The organism is Embleya sp. NPDC055664, from assembly GCF_053618075.1.
In genome coordinates, this window is record NZ_JBSHGZ010000014.1 from 83897 (window position 1) to 102276 (window position 18380).

The 18380-nt window shown below is 69.4% G+C and carries 12 protein-coding genes; 5 read left to right on the forward strand and 7 right to left on the reverse strand.

The window, feature by feature from the left end; all coding sequences use genetic code 11:
- Positions 1–5: 5 nt before the first annotated feature.
- The 3 genes from ACWGR4_RS23220 to ACWGR4_RS23230 all read right to left on the reverse strand — a co-directional run bounded on the left by ACWGR4_RS23220 (position 6) and on the right by ACWGR4_RS23230 (position 4807).
- The gene (locus ACWGR4_RS23220; RefSeq protein WP_452132319.1) at positions 6–1724 is read right to left on the reverse strand and encodes a WxL protein peptidoglycan domain-containing protein; all 1719 of its coding nucleotides are present in this window, start codon (positions 1722–1724) and stop codon (positions 6–8) included.
- Between the two features lie 281 nt (positions 1725–2005).
- Positions 2006–3607 (reverse strand): hypothetical protein, encoded by a 1602-nt coding sequence (locus ACWGR4_RS23225; protein ID WP_379999831.1) that lies wholly within the window; start codon positions 3605–3607, stop codon positions 2006–2008.
- Positions 3608–3952: 345 nt separating this feature from the next.
- On the reverse strand, positions 3953–4807 hold the full coding sequence (locus ACWGR4_RS23230; RefSeq protein ID WP_452132318.1) for a hypothetical protein: 855 nt from the start codon (positions 4805–4807) through the stop codon (positions 3953–3955).
- Positions 4808–5542: 735 nt separating this feature from the next.
- Between ACWGR4_RS23230 and ACWGR4_RS23235 the strand changes: the two genes are divergently transcribed.
- The 4 genes from ACWGR4_RS23235 to ACWGR4_RS23250 all read left to right on the forward strand — a co-directional run bounded on the left by ACWGR4_RS23235 (position 5543) and on the right by ACWGR4_RS23250 (position 12706).
- A complete protein-coding gene (locus tag ACWGR4_RS23235) occupies positions 5543–6811 on the forward strand; it encodes a hypothetical protein (protein WP_452132317.1) in 1269 nt (422 codons plus the stop codon).
- A gap of 307 nt (positions 6812–7118) precedes the next feature.
- Positions 7119–8441, forward strand: coding sequence for a WxL domain-containing protein (locus tag ACWGR4_RS23240; RefSeq protein ID WP_452132316.1), 1323 nt, complete (start codon positions 7119–7121; stop codon positions 8439–8441).
- Between the two features lie 435 nt (positions 8442–8876).
- The gene (locus ACWGR4_RS23245; RefSeq protein ID WP_452132315.1) at positions 8877–11237 is read left to right on the forward strand and encodes a hypothetical protein; all 2361 of its coding nucleotides are present in this window, start codon (positions 8877–8879) and stop codon (positions 11235–11237) included.
- Positions 11238–11578: 341 nt separating this feature from the next.
- Positions 11579–12706, forward strand: coding sequence for a hypothetical protein (locus ACWGR4_RS23250; RefSeq protein ID WP_452132314.1), 1128 nt, complete (start codon positions 11579–11581; stop codon positions 12704–12706).
- 75 nt (positions 12707–12781) lie between these two features.
- Here ACWGR4_RS23250 and ACWGR4_RS23255 read toward each other — a convergent pair whose 3' ends face one another.
- The 4 genes from ACWGR4_RS23255 to ACWGR4_RS23270 all read right to left on the reverse strand — a co-directional run bounded on the left by ACWGR4_RS23255 (position 12782) and on the right by ACWGR4_RS23270 (position 16129).
- Complete coding sequence (locus tag ACWGR4_RS23255; protein WP_452132313.1) at positions 12782–13348, reverse strand: hypothetical protein; 567 nt, start codon at positions 13346–13348, stop codon at positions 12782–12784.
- Between the two features lie 170 nt (positions 13349–13518).
- Positions 13519–14085 (reverse strand): hypothetical protein, encoded by a 567-nt coding sequence (locus ACWGR4_RS23260; RefSeq protein ID WP_452132312.1) that lies wholly within the window; start codon positions 14083–14085, stop codon positions 13519–13521.
- Between the two features lie 488 nt (positions 14086–14573).
- The gene (locus ACWGR4_RS23265; RefSeq protein ID WP_452132311.1) at positions 14574–15128 is read right to left on the reverse strand and encodes a hypothetical protein; all 555 of its coding nucleotides are present in this window, start codon (positions 15126–15128) and stop codon (positions 14574–14576) included.
- Positions 15129–15580: 452 nt separating this feature from the next.
- Positions 15581–16129: a hypothetical protein gene (locus ACWGR4_RS23270; protein WP_452134043.1), complete on the reverse strand. Its 549-nt coding sequence runs from the start codon at positions 16127–16129 to the stop codon at positions 15581–15583.
- A 554-nt stretch (positions 16130–16683) separates the two neighbouring features.
- Between ACWGR4_RS23270 and ACWGR4_RS23275 the strand changes: the two genes are divergently transcribed.
- Complete coding sequence (locus tag ACWGR4_RS23275) at positions 16684–18366, forward strand: hypothetical protein (RefSeq protein ID WP_452134042.1); 1683 nt, start codon at positions 16684–16686, stop codon at positions 18364–18366.
- Positions 18367–18380: the final 14 nt, after the last annotated feature.

The following is an 18380-nucleotide window of genomic DNA, read 5'->3' on the forward strand; positions in this document are numbered from 1 at the left end:
CAGGATCAACGGCCGACCCCCGCGGAGTCGGCGGAGCCCTCGGCAACGGACGCGTCCGCGCGGTCGCCGACGGGCACGGACTCGGCGGCGGTCGCGGCCGGCTGCTTCGCGGCCTCGGCCCCGGTCTCGGGCGCCGCCTCGGAGCCGGCCGGTTCCGCATCGGCCGCAACCTCGTTCTCCCGGGCCGCTGTTGTGCCGGCCTCGGCGTCCGGTTCGGCCGCGTCGCCCGTGTCCTGGGCGGACTGCTTCGCGACGGGAGCCGCCGCCTCGGCCGCGACCGGCGCGTCATCGGAGGAATCGGCCGCAACCGCCTCGGCATCGGCCGGCGTGCCCTCGGCCGCCTTCACGTCCACCGCCGGGTCCGAACCCGCTTCGGCCGACCCCGACTCGGCCGCAACAGCCCTGCCCTCGCCCGACTCGTCCTCGTCCCGCTTGTCCGCAGCCGCGGCACTCTCGGCCTGCGCGTCCTCGACCGCGCCCGCCCCGGTCGCGCCGGCGACAGCCTCGTTCGCAGCTCCCTCGCCCGCAGCGGCCCTCGCCGCATCCGAAGCCCCCGCCTTCGCGAGTTCGACCGGCTCCGCCGGCTCGGCCGACGCCCCGGCCACACCCGGTGCGGCGGACGCCGTGGGCGCGGCCGGAACCGGCGGCAGCACCGTCGTATCGTCGTTCGGCCCCGTCGGCCCGTTCGGCTCGGCCGGGTCCCCGCCCTTGCCCTTGCGTCCGTTGCGCCACAGCCCCCAGCCGAGACCGGCGAGGATCAGGATCGCGGCCAGCGTGAGCAGGCTCGGCCACGGCGCGGCGGTGTACGAAGTGCTCGCCGAGTCTTCGAGCTTCTGGTCCGGAGCCACCGCGCCGACCTTGACCGTGACGTGGTCCAGGCGCGGCGCGTCCTTCCACTCGACGACCTTCTCCACCGTCGAGCCGGGCAGGATCTCGATGCCCTCCTCGGTCTTGCCCATCAGCTTGCGGCCGAACAGCCCCTCGACCTTCAGGTCGAATTTGGGCCGCAGGATCACATTGCCCCGGTTGATGATCCGGTAGGTGATCGTCGCCTTGCTCGACCCGAAGAACTCGTGGAAGCCGGAGTCGCGCTTGACCTCGACCTTTTGCACGTCCATCGCGGGCAGCGCGTCGCCCTGTACGCGCAGGTACACCCGGGCGCCGATCTGGCGCTGGATGTTGACCTTGATCTGCCCCTGCTGCTGGGTGCCCTCGATCGCGGTGTTCAGCGCGACCACGGCGCCGGGGTGGTCACCGGGCGTGGCATTCGGCGGGATGACGATGTTGAACGGGACCTGGCGCTTCTCCCCCGGTTGCAGGGTCAGCGTCTGGTTCTCCGGCGCCACCTGGATCCAGGTGCCGACGTCCTTCTGCTTGTCGGTGACCGTGCGCAGCGCGAAGCCGCCGTCGCGCGCGGTGTTGTACGCGTCCGCGCCGAACAGCTTCAGCGTCAGCGGCGCCTGGCTCGTGTTGTGCAGGGTCACCACGTCGGGGACGGTGGTGCCGGCGGCGCCTTCGAGGAAGAAGTAGCGACGGGCGTTTTGGCTGGTGCCGTCCGGTACGTACGGGTCGACCGACCATTCGCCGTTGCCCGCCGCCGACGCGGGTGCCGAGGCGACCAGTGTCAGGGACGCGAACAGCGTGGCCAGCACCGCGAACAGGGTGGCCAGGGATCGGGTGCGTCCGCCTTGTCGGCGAAGCGGTGGGGCCGGGGTGCCCGTCATCGGTGTCTCCAGCTGGTCTGTGTGCCGCGGATCGAAAGGGCCGGCTTCGGGAGCGGATCCGAAGGGCCCGCGCTGTGTGCCTGGGTGTCGCGTGCGCGGATCGTCCGAGTGCGGTGTGGGCGGGACGGGCCGGCTGCCCGCCCCACCCTCCGCTCTGCGTCGATCCGCAGCGGCCCGCCGCCGGCGGCCCGTGGGTCACGGATGGTGTCCGTGCCCCACGGGCCCCCGGTTTCCGGGCCGTTCTGGGTCTCCCGCCGATGGCGTCCGGCGGGAGATGTCGGTCAGGAGATGGAGAGGGTGAGCGTCGCGCTGTAGTTCCCGGGCGCCTGGTAGGCCGGAACCGCCAGGCTCAGACCCGCGTCGGCCGCGAAGGTGCCGCCGGTGACCGCCGCGTTGGGCGCGGAGGCCAGGGTGGCGCCGGTCGTGCCGATCGGACCCGCGCTGCCGGCCACGGCCTGGCTGGGCGAGCCCTCGCCCGGGGTGATCTTCGGTGTCCAGGAGAACTTGTCCGCCGCGATGGTGCCGCCGGAGCCGTTGGTGAAGTCGGTGACCGCGCCGGTCAGCGTCCAACCCGTGGCGCCGCCGCGGTAGTCCTTGACCGTCACCGTGTTCAGCGCGCCGGTCATGTTCTGCTGGGTGCCGTTGAGGGTCACGTCGGAAAGTTTGATTCCGCCGTTCTCCTGGGAGATCGTCAGGCCGCCGCCGGCGATCGAGCCGGTGAGGTCCTGCTTCAGCGTGCCGGCCGGGGGGTTGCCCCCGTCGACCGTGAACGGCGCGCCGGCGGACAGCGTGCCGGCGGCGTCCTCCGACCCCGCGATCAGCGTGGTGTCGGCCTTGGTGACCGTGACCTCGGCGGTGAACTTCCCGTCCGCGCCCGCCGTCGCCGTCACCATGCCGGGCACGTCCGGCTGGTGGGCGGCGTTGGTCGGGACCACGTACACGGCGGCGTTGGGCGTGTAGCCCTCACCGTTGACGGTGACCTTGGTGCCGACCGGCCCGTGGGTCGGGTTCAGGGTGAGTTTGCGCGGGTTGCTCGGGACGTCCGCCTTGACCGTGACGTTCGAGGTCTTGGACTTGTCGCCCACGGTGACCTTGAGCTGGTACGAGCCGTCCGCGACCGTCGCGCCGATGGTCGCGGTACCGGCCAGCGCGCCGTCCGTGACGGTGAGCGCGCCGGTGACCTTGGCCGGGTCACAGGCGTTGCCGCTCGCGTCGCACAGGGCGACCGTGGGCGTACCCGCGGGCCAGTTCGCGCCGGCGACGGTGAGGGAGCCGCCGGGCTTGACCTGTCCCGGGGTGGTGGTCAGGGTCGGGTCGAGCGGCGGGGCGTCGGAGACCTTGTAGGACGCGACCACCCCGTTGTCACCGGTCACCTGGCAGGTCGCCGTGGTGACCGGGTCCGGCATGCCCTCCAGGTAGACGTCGAGCGCGAACGTCTTGAGTGTCAGCTCGATCGTGGTTCCCGGAGCCGCCTGCGGAAGCGCGAGGTCGGCGGTGAACTCGGGCGGGTCGATGCCCTGCGTGGGACCGATGTCCGAGATGAACTTGGGTGCGGTCAGGGTGACTTCGCCACCGGTGCTGAGTGAGAAGGTGTACTTGCCGACGAAGCCGATGCCGGGGAAGGGGTCGTCCGGACGCAGCGGGTTCTCGCCTGCGTCGATTTTGGCCTGCACCGTGGCCGGCGCGTTGCCGGTGTTCGGCGTGAGCGCGACATCGAACGTCTGCTTGCCGACCTTGTTCCAGTGCAGGATCGGCTCGGTACAGGTCAGTTCCGGATTCACCGAGGCGGCGGACGCCATCGGCGCACCCGCCACCAGTCCCGCGGTACCCGCGACCATCGCGACGCCGAGTGTCGCGACGGTCTTCCTGCTGGGTTTGAACATGCGGTGCTGCTCCCTTCAGAGGGTTCCCACCGGACGCCGGGGAGGGCGGGGTGGTCGAACACCACACCGGAGCGGGTGCCGGGGAGCGTCGCACCGCCTTGGGCTCGGCGCTCCGGTGCCGTACCTGGGCGGTCGACTCGCTCGGGATTCGTCACACCCGCCCGAGGCGGCTGTCTCATGGTCCGCCGATTCCCTTGCGGGGTACGGACCCTGTGCAGTGAATTGAAACCTGTTTCAGATTCTGGCGTGCCATTCACCCGCGATCCCGTCACGGAGTCAATAGCGTCGGCAAGCGCCGCGGCCGGCCTCCCGATCCGGAAGGCCGACCGTGCCCGAGTCCCGGGGTCAGGCGTTGCGCGAGGACCGCACCCGTCGGGTGGCGAGCAACACCCCGCCGATGCCGAGCAGACCGACGGTCCCGCCGAGCAGGCCCATCGACAGCGCGTCGTCCAGCGGACCGGTCTTGGCCAGCGAGTCGTTGCCGGCCGTGGTCCCCGAGGAGGTCGTTCCCGTGCTGCTCGTGGACGAGGAGGAAGAGGAGCTCGAACCGGTCGAGCCCGAACTCGTCGAACCCGAACTGTTCGACCCCGAATTCGTACCGCTTCCCCCGGTCGTGCTCGCGGCGGGGAGCGTCACCGAGTGGGCCGGCTGCGGGTTGGCGTCGGTGACCGTACACGGGACGTTCAACGTCAGCGGCGTCGGCTCGGGGACCTGAATCTTCAGGGCGAAGCCCTTGGGAAGCAGATCCACCTTCCCCGAGGCCCCCGCGGGCAGCTTGATGTTGGCTGCGAACGAAGGCACATCGATCCCGACGTCGGCCACCAACGGCAGGTCCAGGGTCGCGCCCACCGCGGTCAACGTGGCCGATCCGCCCGTGTACTTCGCGGTGAAGGTGACCGTCGGGGTGACCTTGACCGTGGTGGCGAGCGGCGAAGCGGCCGGGCTCACCCCCGGGTCGATGTTCAGCCTGATCTGCTCACCCGCCGTGGCCGTGGCCGGACCGGTGACGGTGAAGGCCTGGTCTCCGGTGTCGGGCTTGGATCCCATGGTGGCCTTGACCGTGGGGTCACTCTGAAAGTCGCACTTGAGCTTCGTGTTCGATGTCCCGGCGCCGGCCTGCGGCGCGAACGACATCATGGCGCCCGCCATGACGGCGAGCGCCGCCAAGCCACCCGCTGTGCGCTTAATGGGCCTGCCCATACGGTGGTTCTCCCTTCGGGGGGATCTCTTGCTCGTCGAGAAGTCCTGATCGAAACGGCCGGAGCGACGCGCGATCGGCAGGGCCGTTTTGGCGGGTCGGCCTGCACCGACCCGGCACGCGCCCCGACTCATCGGGTACACGCGGTCGCCACACCCGACTTCCCCCTTTCGAGGCGCGGACCGGGCGGGAAAACCGGACCGCGCAAGCACCGGTGGGGACACGCCTTGCGTTCCCTGAGCGGGGCTTTCTCGGCGCATCCGGGAGACATCGAGACTGTTCCAGTACTTGATGTCACGTCAGATCTTCGGGTGACGGTACGACAAGTGGCATGAGCGGACAACAGCGAAAAGCAGAAAATCTGCATCCGTCGGACACGGTTCCATATCGCGCGACCTGCGAAATCACTGTGTCGACAAGATGGTTGACAGGACCTCACATTTTCGACACGTGTCGAGTACACACGCCTCGCCAAACCCTTACGAACCCGCCGACTTCCCGCCATGCGCCGGGCCGGCCCCGATCCCGGCGCCGGAGTCTCGCTCCGCCGCCACACACGTTCGCGGGCCGGCACGTTCCGAACGCGCCACAGCCCGCCCGGATCCCTTGACACCACGTCAGGCATGCCGAATCAATGGGCGTTTGGCCCATATATGGAACACGTTTCAAGCCGGCCCGAGCATCGACGACCACGTTCGATCGAGCCCGGGGTCGGCCCGGAAGGGAGCGTCCCGCACATGGTTCCACCCCGCAGGAGGCTGTTCGCGATACCGGCGGCGGTCGTCCTCGTCGCCGGCGCGGCGGGTCTCACGGCGGTCGCACCCGCGGCACAGGCGGCACCCGTGGAGCATGAGGTGAGCTGCCGACCGCCACTCGCCGGCGGACCCGTCTTCACCTGGAAGCCGAAGGTCGAGCTTTCCGTGTCGCCGCCGAAGCAGGACACCTACAAGGTGGGCGAGGAGGTCACCGTCACCTGGCACTGGGTCACACCACCACGCAACCCGTGGACGTGGACCGGGATCCTCCCCGACGTCGAGACGCCCAAGGCCACCATCAGGCTCTCCAACGCCCAGGTCGGCGACATCGAACTCACCGGCCCCGCCCGACACCCGGGCGCCGGCGCCGCGCAACCCCTGCCGGTCGCGGACCTGACCGGGAAGTTCACCCTCGCCACCGAGGGCCGGATCGACCTGGCTCCCGGGGCGTACGTACTCCAGCAGTTCCTGATCCAGGACTCGCCCTGTACTCCGGTACACCCCGACCGACTGCCCGTCTCGACGAGCGTCCAGGTCGGCACGCGCCCGACCTCGGGCCCCGGCACCGGCGGCCCGGGCGGCGCCGGTGGATCCGGCAACCCGTCCGCCGGCGGATCGGCCGGCTCCGGCGGCACCCCGTCCGCCCCGCCCACGAGCGGCGCGCCCACCGGCCCCACCGCCGGGGCGATCGGCGACCCGACCCTCGGCGGCGCCGGCGCCACGCCGGGCGCCGGCATCCCCGGTGCGGGCACCACGCCCCCGCCCGGAGTCCCCCCGCTCCCGCCCGCCGGACAGGTGCCGCAGACGCCCGCCGACGCCGTGGCCGGGCCGCTGTTCATGCGGCAGAACTCGGCGGGTGTAACCATGCCGGAGTTCCGACCCGGCGACACGACACAGGAATTGGAGGGTCGGCTCAACCCGGTCACCATCCAGGACCGGCGCGGCAGCACCCTCGGCTGGACGCTGACCGCGCAGAGCAGCGACTTCATCGGCCAAGGTGGTGAGGTCGTACCCGCCCGACGACTCACCTGGATCCCGGCCTGCACCACAGTCGAGGGCCCACCCGCGGCCGTCGGCACCGGCGTGCCCGGCACGGTCGGCGGCGACGCCGAGGTGCTGTGTCGGCAGAACCCGAGCACCGGCGCCGTCACGGGCGGCGCGTTCGAGGCCAACGCCCTGCTGAGCCTGTCCCTTCCGGGCGGCACCCGCTCCGAGGCGTACACGGGAAATCTGACGCTCAGTCTGAGCTGAGTCACCGTCGGACACCGGGACGCCCTCCTCGCTCGTACGAGGAGGGCGTCCTTCCGGTTTTCCGGCCGTATCCCTTGACTTTGCACACCGGGTGGAGCGGAATGATCAAGCATCATTTCTGCAACACGTTCCACCGACCGGCGGGGCCGCACTTCGCGACGGCACCCGTCCGGACGCGCATGCGCCGTCGAGGCCCGCGCGGGCGTGTGCGCCCCGCCCCCCGCGCCCGGTCCTGCGACGTGGTGTTTCGGCTGCCCCGCCCACCCCGGCGCCGGCAGAGCGGTATCCGAGAAAAGGAACGCACCCTATGTTCAAGGCAAACAGGCAACTCGCCGCCTCGCTCGGCGTGGTGACGATCGCCGGCACCGTCGGCATGGTGGCCCTCGCGCCCGGCGCGAATGCCGCCGACGTGACCTACACCTCGCACTGCGTCAACCAGATCGTGCCGAACCTGGTGATCCCGGACGGCGACCTCAAGATCGACCTGTCGGTGGCGCCCGCCAAGGCGCGCTACGACGTTGGCGAGGAGGTCACCGTCACCTGGACCTGGAAGTCGTACCCGAAGGCGCCGCCGGAGATCCCCGTGGTCGGCAAGGTGGACAAGGACTCCACCCTGCCCAAGGGCAGCGTCACCCTGGGCGGCGCGGCGACCGGAGCGGTCGCGGTCGAGGGTCAGCGGATCAACCCGGAGACCCTGCCGGGCCAGGAACTGGTGCTCACCAACATGACCGGCAAGGTCAAGCTGACCCAGGCCGGCGACGTGACGCTGACCCCGGGCCTGTACTCGACCTTCACCAAGGCGTTCGGCCTGGACGCCGAGACCAAGTGCAACCCGGTGAACACGGTCGCCCCCTCGGCCACGCTCAAGGTCGGCGCGGCCGACAAGCCGGTACTGAACGCGCCCTCGACCGCGGTCGAGCCGGGCAGCGAAGTGGCCCTGACCGGCAGCAAGTTCGCCCCCGGCGCGGTGACCGCGACGCTGGACGGCGGGGCCGCCGGGATCGCGTCCTCCACCCTCACGGTGGACGCGTCCGGCAACCTGACCGGCACCGTCAAGCTCGCCGACAACGTCGCCAACGGCGCGCACACCCTCGCGGTGGCCGACTCCGAGGGCAACAGCGGCCAGGCGCAGCTGCTGGTCCGCAAGAAGGTCGACCCGACCCAGCCGGGCGACCTGACCCAGAAGCTGGACGGCACGATCACCGCCGGCTCCCTGGCGATCACCCAGCAGGCGGGCGGCATCCGCATGTCCGACGTCTCGGTGAGCGCCCAGGACCAGACCATGACCGGCAAGCTCAACACGGTCACCGTGTCCGACCTGCGCGGCGGCAACGCCGGGTGGACGCTGACCGGTTCGGTCACCGACTTCGAGAACGCGGCCGGCGAGAGCATTCCCGCCGACCACTTCTCCTGGAAGCCCAAGGCCGCCAAGGCCGATGAGAAGTCCAAGGGCACCCCGGTCGCGGGCAGCGCGGGCACCATCGGCTCGGGCGCGACGCTGGCCTCGGTCCCGCAGGGCGCGACCAACACCGGCGGCACCTTCTCAGCCGACGCCGACATCGACCTGAAGGTTCCGGCCTACCAGGGCGCCGGTGACTACAGCGCGACGCTGACCCTGTCGATTTCCTGATCACGGTCACGGTCGGCCGGTACGGCTGATCGGCACGGGGCGCCCACCGCAATCCCTCACTGCGCGGTGGGCGTCCCGTCGCCCATTTCCCGTACGTGCCAACGCCTTTCGCCCCTCGGGCTCGCGTATGTGACACCGACCGACGGCGCACACAAATCGTTGCCGTCGGAACGCGTTCCGCTGTTGACTTCGCAAACGCCCACGGGCTCAATGGGAGGCGCCGTTTTCTGGAACAGGTTTCATCGCAGGGAAAGACCGGGTGACAGCGGCGGGGTCGGGTGTCACCCCGCCGACGTCGAAAATCGGCGCACGGCACCGAATCGACCGTCCCGCGCCGCGCGGGTCACCGACGGCGACGGACCGGTCCCGGTGTGGTGTTCGACTGCTCGCTCCCCCGGCGGGCCAGGCAGGCATCCCGAGGAGGGACAGCACCACATGCTCAGACCAAGAACCAGGGAAAGCACTGGGTCCGGATCCCGCAACAAGCGCGTCGCCGGCGTACTGGGTACCGCCCTCGTGGCCGGCGCCCTGGGCGTGGGCGCGGGGGCGCAGTCCGCGAACGCGGCTCCGGTGACGTACAACGTGCACTGTGTACCGCCGAGCATCGGTGGCGGTCCGTTCGACTTCGACGCCCAGGTCGACCTCACGGTCGCCCCGGTCAAGGCGAAGTACAACGTCGGCGACGAGGTCACCGTCACCTGGACGTGGAAGGACGCGGCGAAGAACCCGTCGTCGGTGACCGTGAACGCCGACGCGGTCAAGCCGCGCGGCAAGGTCCTCGTTTCCGGCGCCCAGGGCGGCGAGATCGCCATGGAGGGTCCGCAGAAGAACGCGCAGACCCCCGGCGGCGAGAAGTTGTGGCTGTCGAACATGACGGGCACGCTCAAGATCACCAAGCCGGGCGAGCTGAAGCTCTCCCCCGGTGGCTACACCAGTACCGCGAACATGTTCGGCAGCTGGGACACGCCGTGCACGCCCAACGGCACGCCGGGCGTGGGCGCGACGCTCGCAGTGGACGGCGCGGTCAAGGCGCCCACAGTCGCGTTCGGCTGGAACGTGGTCCGGCCGGGCGCGGGGATCGAGGTGACCGGGGAGAACTGGCCGGTCGGTCCGGTCGGCGTCGAGATGTGCGACGTGGACGGCAACGCCTGTACAGCGGAAGGGGCGTCGGGCTCCACCCTCACCGTCGACGCCTCCGGAAAGTTGTCGGGCCAGGTCCGGGTCGCCGCCAATCTGTCGGACGCCGTGCGTCAGGTCCGGATCACCTCGGGTACCACCTCGGTCCTGGTGGCGGTCTCGGTGGCCAAGGACGCGCTGCGGCACTCCGAACCGGTCAAGTACACCGTGCGCTACACCCCCGCGTGGGGCAACGGTCCGGCGTTCGACTGGAGTCCCGAGGTCGCACTCTCGGTGAGCCCGGCCAAGACGTGGTACGACATCGGCGACGAGGTCACGGTCGGCTGGAAGTGGATCGGCCAACCGCGCAACCCCTCCAGTTGGGTCGTGGCCTTGAAGGACACGGTGACGCCCAGCGGCACCGTACGGATCTCCGGCGCGCAAACCGGCGAGGTACAGGTCGCCGGCGACAAGGGCAACCCGGCCACCCCGGGCGGGGAGGTGCTCAAGGTCAACGACATGAAGGGCACCTTCAAGATCACCAAGGCGGGTCGGATCGACCTGGCGCCCGCCGGATACGGCCTCAAGGTGATCACCATCGCGTCGGGCGGCACACCCGTCGGCACGCCGGCGGTCTCCCAGTCGATCATGGTGGGCGCGCCGGCCCAGACGACCCTGGGTCCGGATCGGAGCCTGGTCAAGCCCGGCGACCCGGTGCTGCTGACCGGGGACAACTGGCCGACCGGCCAGGGCAATCCGCAGGTACAGCTGTGCCAGGAGGACGGCTCGGGCTGCACCGGATCCGCGTTCACCGCGGGCACCGGTTCGGTGGCCCAGGGTGGTGCGCTCACCGCCCAGGTCACGTTGGGCACGAACGTGCCGCCGGGCGCATACCTGGTGAAGGTCACCGTCGGGATCGTCTCGGTGTCCGCACCGATCACGGTGACCTCGGCGGTCGTCCTGCCCCGAGCGATCACCGCGACCCCGGATCGTGGCCCCTCGGGCACGAAGGCGCACGTGACGGGACGGAACTTCACCCCCGGCGCGGCCGTCGTGCTGGAGACCCTGGACGCGAACCTGGGTCTCACCGGTGACACCACCGAGGTCACCGCCGGTCCCGACGGGACGTTCGCCGTCGATCTGGCGGTGACCAAACCCGGGACGACCCAGATCCGGGCGGCGGAGAAGAACGCCCGCGACAAGATGGCGCTCGCCCCGTTCACCGTCGAGGGCGGCGGTCCCGGCGAGGAACCGGGCACGTTGTCGATGACCCAGGCCGGGACCGGCGTCCTGCTCGCGGACGTGCCGTTCGCGAACCGGGATCAGACCATGACGGGCTCGCTGAACGCGGTCACCGTCACCGATGCCCGCAAGGGCACGCTTGGTTGGCAACTCACCGGCTCCGTCTCGGACTTCAAGGCGGATGGCGGCTACTCGCTGCCTGCCTCGGCGTTGTCCTGGACACCTCGGTGCGTGGCCGAGCCGAACTCGGCGAGCCAGGTCGTGACCGGCTCGGCGGGTACGGTCAACGGCGGGCTGCTGTGCAGCTCGGCGGCGTCCACGGATCCGGCGCACAAGACCGGTGGCGTGTTCAGCGCGAACGCGGGCCTGTCGCTCGCGGTCCCGGCGTACCAGGCGGCCGGGACGTACACGGGAACCCTGACGCTGACCGTCTCCTGACGGCACGTCGGCCCCACGCGGGGCGCTCTCGCACCTTCGGTGCGGGGGCGCCCCGTTCGCGTATCCGGACCCGGGGCACCTCGCGACCGGGGAAAGTGGAACTTGTTCCACCACTTCCGGGCGACACGTGTCAGTGCAGGTCAGGGCCCTGCCGAAGACCTCCCGCAGGGCCGGCGGGGGCTTTCGCACCTCTTGACTTCGGCAGGCGAAAGCGCATCAATGTGACCCGCCCCACTTCTGGAACACGTTCCACTTAGCCACGCGCGTATCCGCCCCCATGCCGCCGACGCGACGCCAACGCCCGCCGCCGGCAAGGAACGCAGGACAGGGAGCCGCACCTCATGAAGCAGCGCACCAAGCGCCTGACCGCCGGACTCGGCGTCGGCACACTGGCGATCACCGGATTCCTCGCCGCCGCCCCCGCCGCCTTCGCCGGCACCGCGACGCCGACCGTCACGTGCTCGCTGCCGCTCGGCCAGGGCGACAAGACCGGACCGATGTCGGTGACCGTGGACGGTCCGACCACCGCCAGGCCCGGCGAGACGGTCGACCTGAAGATCACCCTCGGCCCGAGCCCGGCGACCAGCCCCGCCGCGCTCAGCGGCATCAAGATGACGCCGTCGATCGACTTCGCCCTGTCCGGCGGCGCCACCGGCTCGGTCACCCTCGCCGGCGCCGAGACCACGATCGACATCCCGGCGAACACGCCGATCCAGAGCCCGCCGTTCTCGGTCAGGCTCCAGGTCCCGGCCACCGCGACCGGCACCGTCGACCTGACGCCGACCAAGACCACCACCGCCACGGTGACGCCGTACGGCAACTTCACCACGCCGTGCGCGGTCACCGGCGGCTCCGGCGTGGTGCAGAGCATCGCCGTGCAAAGCACGCCCGAGACGGCCACCCTGAGCGCGTCCCCGGGCACCGTGGAGGCCGGCAAGGAGACCACGCTCGCCGGTACCAACTGGACCAAGGGCGGCACCGCCACGCCGTCCCTGTGCGCCGCGGACGGCACCGCGTGCAACCCGGCGGGCATCTCCGCCAACAGCCTGCGGATCGGCGCCGACGGCGTGCTCTCCGGTGGCGTGACGGTCGCCCCCGGCACCGCGGACGGCTCGTACAGCGTCCAGGTCACCGACGGCAGTCGCACCGCCTCCACGCCGCTGACGGTCAAGAAGGTCGAGGTCCCGGTCCCGCAGCGCAAGGTGACGCTCAGCAAGAGCACCGTCCGCCCGTGGACGTTCGTGAAGGTGTCCGGCGAGAACTTCACCCCGAACACGCTGATCGCGCTGGCCGGCGTGGAGGGCGCGAACCCGACCTTCAACTTCGGCCTGGCCTGGACCGACCGCAACGGCAGGTTCAGCTCGTGGATCCTGGTCACGAGCAAGAAGACCACCGGCATCACGGCGGTCGAGATCGACACGAGCTTCAAGTTCGACAAGCTCGGCATGGCGGGCATCACGGTGAAGTAGCGCGCACCACACGCGCGTCGGCCCCGGTACCCGATTCGGGTACCGGGGCCGACGTGTGCCCCGGACGGTCGTCGATCAGAAGGAGAAGTCGCCGGACCCGGAACTCTGGCCGCCGGCGCAGTAGATGTCGTTGCTCGTTCCGGGAATCGGGTTCTTGAACCGCAGCGACCAGTTCGTGGTGCTCGGCAGGGCCCCGGAGGTCTCCTTGAACCGAATCGTCGTACCCGCGGCGATCCGCGCGGACGTCGGGGCCGGGCCGAAGGTGGTCGGCCCCAGTCCGAGGGCCGGGTGGTTCGAGCCCGCAAAGTCCCATACGGTGCCGACTCCCGACCCGCCCGCGCTGGTCTGGACGGTGCGGAACACGAACGGCAACGTGTTGGGGGCGACGCTGAGCGGCGGGAGCCAGGTCGTGGCCAGCTTCATCTTTTGTGCCGCGGTGCCACCCGGGTCACTGGTGGTCAGCGTCCCGGTGAAGGGCGAGGTGATCGAGCCGTAGAGGGTGCCACTGGGGTCGAAGCAGCGGAACGAGACCGCGCGCGACTCGGGCGGGAGCGCGTAGGCCGAGGTGGACAGCGCGGTCACCGCGACCAAAGCCGCGGCAGCGCAGGTGAGGGTCCCGGTGATGAGCTTGCCGGCTTTCATGAGAAATCCTTTCGCCGTGCCGGCCGAGGCTGGGGATCGGCCGATCGCTGGGCCGTCTGCGGACCCGACGCGTGGAAAACGCCCGTCGCGGCGACCCGAAGGTCACCGCGACGGGCGCTTGGCCCACCCGGATCCGAGCGTTCCGACTCCCTGGTCGAGAGCCGGACCGATCAGAAGGTGAAGGGGTTCGGAGTGGTGGCGGGCGGAACGACGTCCTGGCTGCCGGCGCAACGGATGTCGGCCGCGGTGCCCGCGAAGGTGGCCTGGATACGCACCGAATAGTTCGTCGCGCTGGGCGCAGCGGCGGAGGTGTCCTTCAGGATCAATTGGAGGGGAGTGCTGAGACGCCCGCCCACGGCGGGAACCGGACCGAGGGTGATCGGGTTGCCCGCGTTCATCGGCAGGTTGGCCGTCCCGGAGAAACTGTAGGAGCCGGGCCCGTTCACCTGCTGCATCAGGATCGTGGTGGTCAGCGAGTTCGCCGGAATGTTGAGCGGCGCCGTGATCGACGAGGTGAGCTTCATCTTCTGCGCGTTCGGCGCGCCCGGGTCGCTGGAGGAAAGGGTGCCTGCGCCGTTGGTGGAGTACGTGATGTTGGAGTTGATGTCGACACACGTCAGATGCACACCGCGCGACTCCGGCGGAAGCGCGTTGGCGGTGCCCGACATGGCCAGCACGGCCGCGAAGGCACCCGCCGTACAGGCGATGCCGACCGATGCGACTTTGGAACGAGACATGAGGGGTGGTGCTCCTTTCACGGCTTTCCGAATGAAGACGTGCTCGCCCGAGTAACCCGAAGCAGGCAAGACGCTGCTACTGCCGGCCGGTATCTCGACATCGACAGGAGCACCGAAGCGAGCCTTACCGCGAAGGGCCCGCATTGCTCCGACCTCGGGCCTTCCGGCATAGAGAGAGTGAAGCGGCAGCAAGAAAAGAAGTCAATGCCTAATGTCCACGTTTACCAAGCTAAGTGATCTTCGAGAAGCTTCCAACTATTTCGACCGAGAACACTTCTCCAATCCTCATGATCATCAAATAGATATCTTTGATCATGGTGACACGCGTCACTATGACGGCGTGATTACTTAACGTGAGTATCCGCAGGAATTCCCGGTAAAGACAAACGTTCCCCCGGACCTGGAGAGGTCCGGGGGAACGTTCGGATACGAATCTCCGACCGAAAGCGAAATCCACGGTTCCGGTGGTTTATCGCCGATCGGGCCGATCAGAAGGTGAAGTCGTCCGTCCCGGTCGCCTGCCCACCGGCGCAGTAGGTGAAGACCGTGACTCCGCCCAGGTGCGATTCGATCTTCACGGACCAGTTCGTCGCACTCGGCGCCGCGCCGGAGGTGTCCACGAGACGCACCTTCGTACCGGCGGCCAACCGCGATGCGGCCGGAACCGGGCCCAGCCGAATGGGATTGCCGATGTTCATCGGCGGGTTGAGCGTCCCGGAGAAGTCCCACGCGGTACCCGCGCCCGCACCGCTGGTCTGCACCGTACGCATCGTCGTGGTCAGCGCGTTCGGCGGAATCTGGATGGGCGCGGTCATCGGCGTGGTCAGCTTCATCTTCTGCGCCGCCGTACCCCCCGGATCGCTGGAGCCGAGTTCACCGGCACCGTTCGTCGCCCACGTGTTCCCGATGCTGTCCTGGCAGGTGAGGACGACGCCCCGAAACTCCGGGGCCGCCGCGTGGGCCGTGCCGGACAATACCGCGGAGGTCGCGAGCGCGCCCGCCGCGCACACGATGCCGGCGGACGCGAACTTGGTACGAGTCATGGGAGAACTCCTTCTCGATCGATTTCGAGGATGCGACCCACATGTGGTCGCGGGCCCGTACACCAAGGGAATGTGCTCGCCTGTGCCGAGCGGACCGATACCGACGACAGGACGGCTCGACCCCGCGCTTCGGGCCCCTTTCGGCAAGCCCGAGTAAAACCGTACGGTCGGCAAAAGTCAATCGAGTTTAGTTTTCCGAGAATCCGGGAAAAAATCGAAAGCAGAAGACGAAGTCGAGTTTATCGAATTCGATCTTGGTGACACGTGACACCGGCATCGGATACCATTTCGCCCTTTCATCCGGGCCCATTTCGTCCCGCCCATACGGCTCGTATCACCGTTGTCCGGACATGCGTACGCCTGCCCGGGCGGCACGAGGCCGCCCGGGCAGGCGCGTAACGTCACCACGATCCGGATCGGATCCCGTAGGGCGGGATCCGATCCGGACCCGATCAGAACGAGTAGTCGGCCGAGGCCGCGTCCTGCTTGCCGGCACACCAGATGTCGACCGGCGAGCCGGAAATGCTCGTGGTGATCTTCACCGACCAGTTCGTGGCGCTCGGGCCGGCGGCCGAGGTGTCCTTCAGCCGCACGGTGGTGCCCGCGGCCAGTCGCGAAGTGCCCGCGACCGGGCCCAGGTTGATCTGGTTGCCGATGTTCATCGGCAGGTTGACCGTGCCGGTGAAGTCGCGCACCGTGCCCGCGCCCGCACCGGTCTGGATGGTGCGGATCGTGGTGGTCAGCGAGTTGGCCGGGATGTTGATCGGCGCGGTCAGCGGCGAGATGAGCTTCATCTTCTGCGCCGCGGTACCACCCGGGTCGCTGGAGGTCAGGGTGCCGGTGCCCCCGGTGGTCCAGGTGGTGCCCGTGCTGTCCTGGCAGGTGAGGGTCACGCTGCGCGAATCGGGAACCGCGTTCGCGGTCCCGGACAGTGCCATGACGGCGGCGAAGGCGGCGGCCGAGCAGGCGATACCGGCGCCGGCGAGCTTGGTGCGAGACATGGTGGAGCTCCTTTTCATCGCTTCCGAGTACCTGGTGGTGGCGCACGTTCTTCCCGGCCTGCACGCCGCAGGCGAAAACGGTGGAGCAACCGGTGGGCATCCCGAACAAGCCGATCGACACTGCACATCGCCGACCGACACGAACCGACTATCGGGATCCGGGGCGGGCCCGCTTCTTCCCCACGTCGGGGCCCTCCGGCACAGCCAAGAGTGAAACTGTGGAAGCGGAAGAAGTCAATACGGTTTTGTAGATGAAGTCACCGAGCGGCGATCGTGAATCGATCGCCCTTCCTATTGCCTCGGTCAAGCTTGGAAACAGGAGGTCAGGGCAGGTTTATCAAAGTTGATCATGGTGACACGTGACACCAAGATCAGCACGTTTTACGCATTGCTTCCTGGGCCTTTATTCGCTAGATGTTCGGGCAGACCGGCGACGTTCGGAGTTCACCATCCAGGCCATTTCACCCAGCTCTCGGCCAACGTCCCGGACAACCGTCGCCGCGCACCACGAGCCACCAGCCACCTCCCACCCGGCTAGGAGAAACGTGTCCCGAATGCGAAGAATCGCTCCGCGCAGGCTGATCGCGACCGCGGTCGTCGGCGCCATTGCGAGCACCGGCGCCCTCGTCCTCGCCCCCTCGGCGCAGGCCGCCACCGTCGACTACGGCACGCACTGCACCAACCCGTACTCGAACCCGCCAGACGGCAACGTCAAGATCGACTTGGTCGTCACCCCCGCCAAGAGCAGCTACCAGGTCGGCGACGTCGTCTCGGTCGAGTGGCAGTGGAAGCTCTACCCGAAGGCGCCGACGTCGATCCCGGTCGTCGGGAAGGTGCCGAAGGACTCGACCTACCCGGTCGGCACGGTGAAGTTGACGGGCGCGCAGACCGGCAACTTCGCCATCCAGGGACCGCAGATCAACCCCGAGGCACTGCCCGGCCAGGACCTGATCCTGAGCAACCCGGTCGGCAACTTCACGCTGACCCAGGCCGGCCAGGTCAGCCTGACCCCGGACATCTACTCGACCTTCACCACCGCGGTCGGGCAGAAGGTCGAGACCAAGTGCTCGCCGATCAACCCCATCGCGGTCTCGCGCACCCTCACCGTGGACGGCCCCTCGACGGGGGCGCCCACCCTCAGCGCGAACCCCGGTGAGTTCAACGCCGGTTCCACCGTGGCGCTGTCCGGCGCCAATTGGACCGCGGGCACCCCCTCGGTCGAGCTGTGCGACGCCAACGGCGCCGCGTGCACCGCGACCAAGATCGCGGCGAACAGCCTGGTGGTGGCCAACGGCGCGCTGTCCGGCAGCATCAACACCATCGCCACCGTGCCGACCGGCAACTACAAGATCAAGGTCAAGGTCGGCGCCGGCGAGGCGCTCACCCCGGTCAAGATCAACGCGGTCGCCCGGCAGGCCACGCTCAGCCCGAACCGCGGCCCCGTGGGCACCACCGTCAAGGTGACGGGCAAGAACTTCAACCCGAACCTCACCGTCATCGCGCGCGGCCAGACCGCGACCGGGTACGTGCTCGACGAGACCGCCGCATACGCTGACTCGGCCGCCGACGGCACGGTCACCATCCCCGACTTCGTGGTGAGCGACCCGAGCATCACCGCCGTCTGGATCACCGAGGGAGTGGACGAGGCGACCGGCTTCGCGCTGCCGTTCACCATCGGGGCGGCCCTGCCGGCCACCCTGTCGGCGTCGCCCGCCGCCACGCACGCCGGTGGTTCGGTCGCGGTGTCCGGCAACAACTGGACCCCGAACGGCTCCGCCACCGCGTCCCTGTGCGCGGCCGACGGCTCGGCGTGCAGCGCGGCCCGGATCAGCTCCGGCCCGATCACCATCGCCGCCGACGGCACCCTCGCCGGCAACGTGACCATCGCCGGCAACGTCGGCGAGGGCACCTACAAGCTCAAGCTGAGCGACGGCAGCAACAGCGCGCTGGCCTCGGTCACCGTGCAGCGCCGCTGGCTGGAGCTGAACAAGACCTCCGGTGCCCCGTGCACCTTCGTTCTGGTCACCGGACACGGTTATGGATCGCTCGCGTGGGTCAACGTCAACGGTCTGGCGGGCGACTCCAAGACCAGCGACTGGGCCGGCGCCTGGGCGAACGCGAACGGCGACTTCAGCATCTGGATCCTGATCACGAAGTCGAACACCACCGGCATCATCGCGTCGGAGACCTTCCACTCCGACCGCAACGCGTCGACCCCGTTCACCGTGACGGGCTGACATAGCTGCGAACC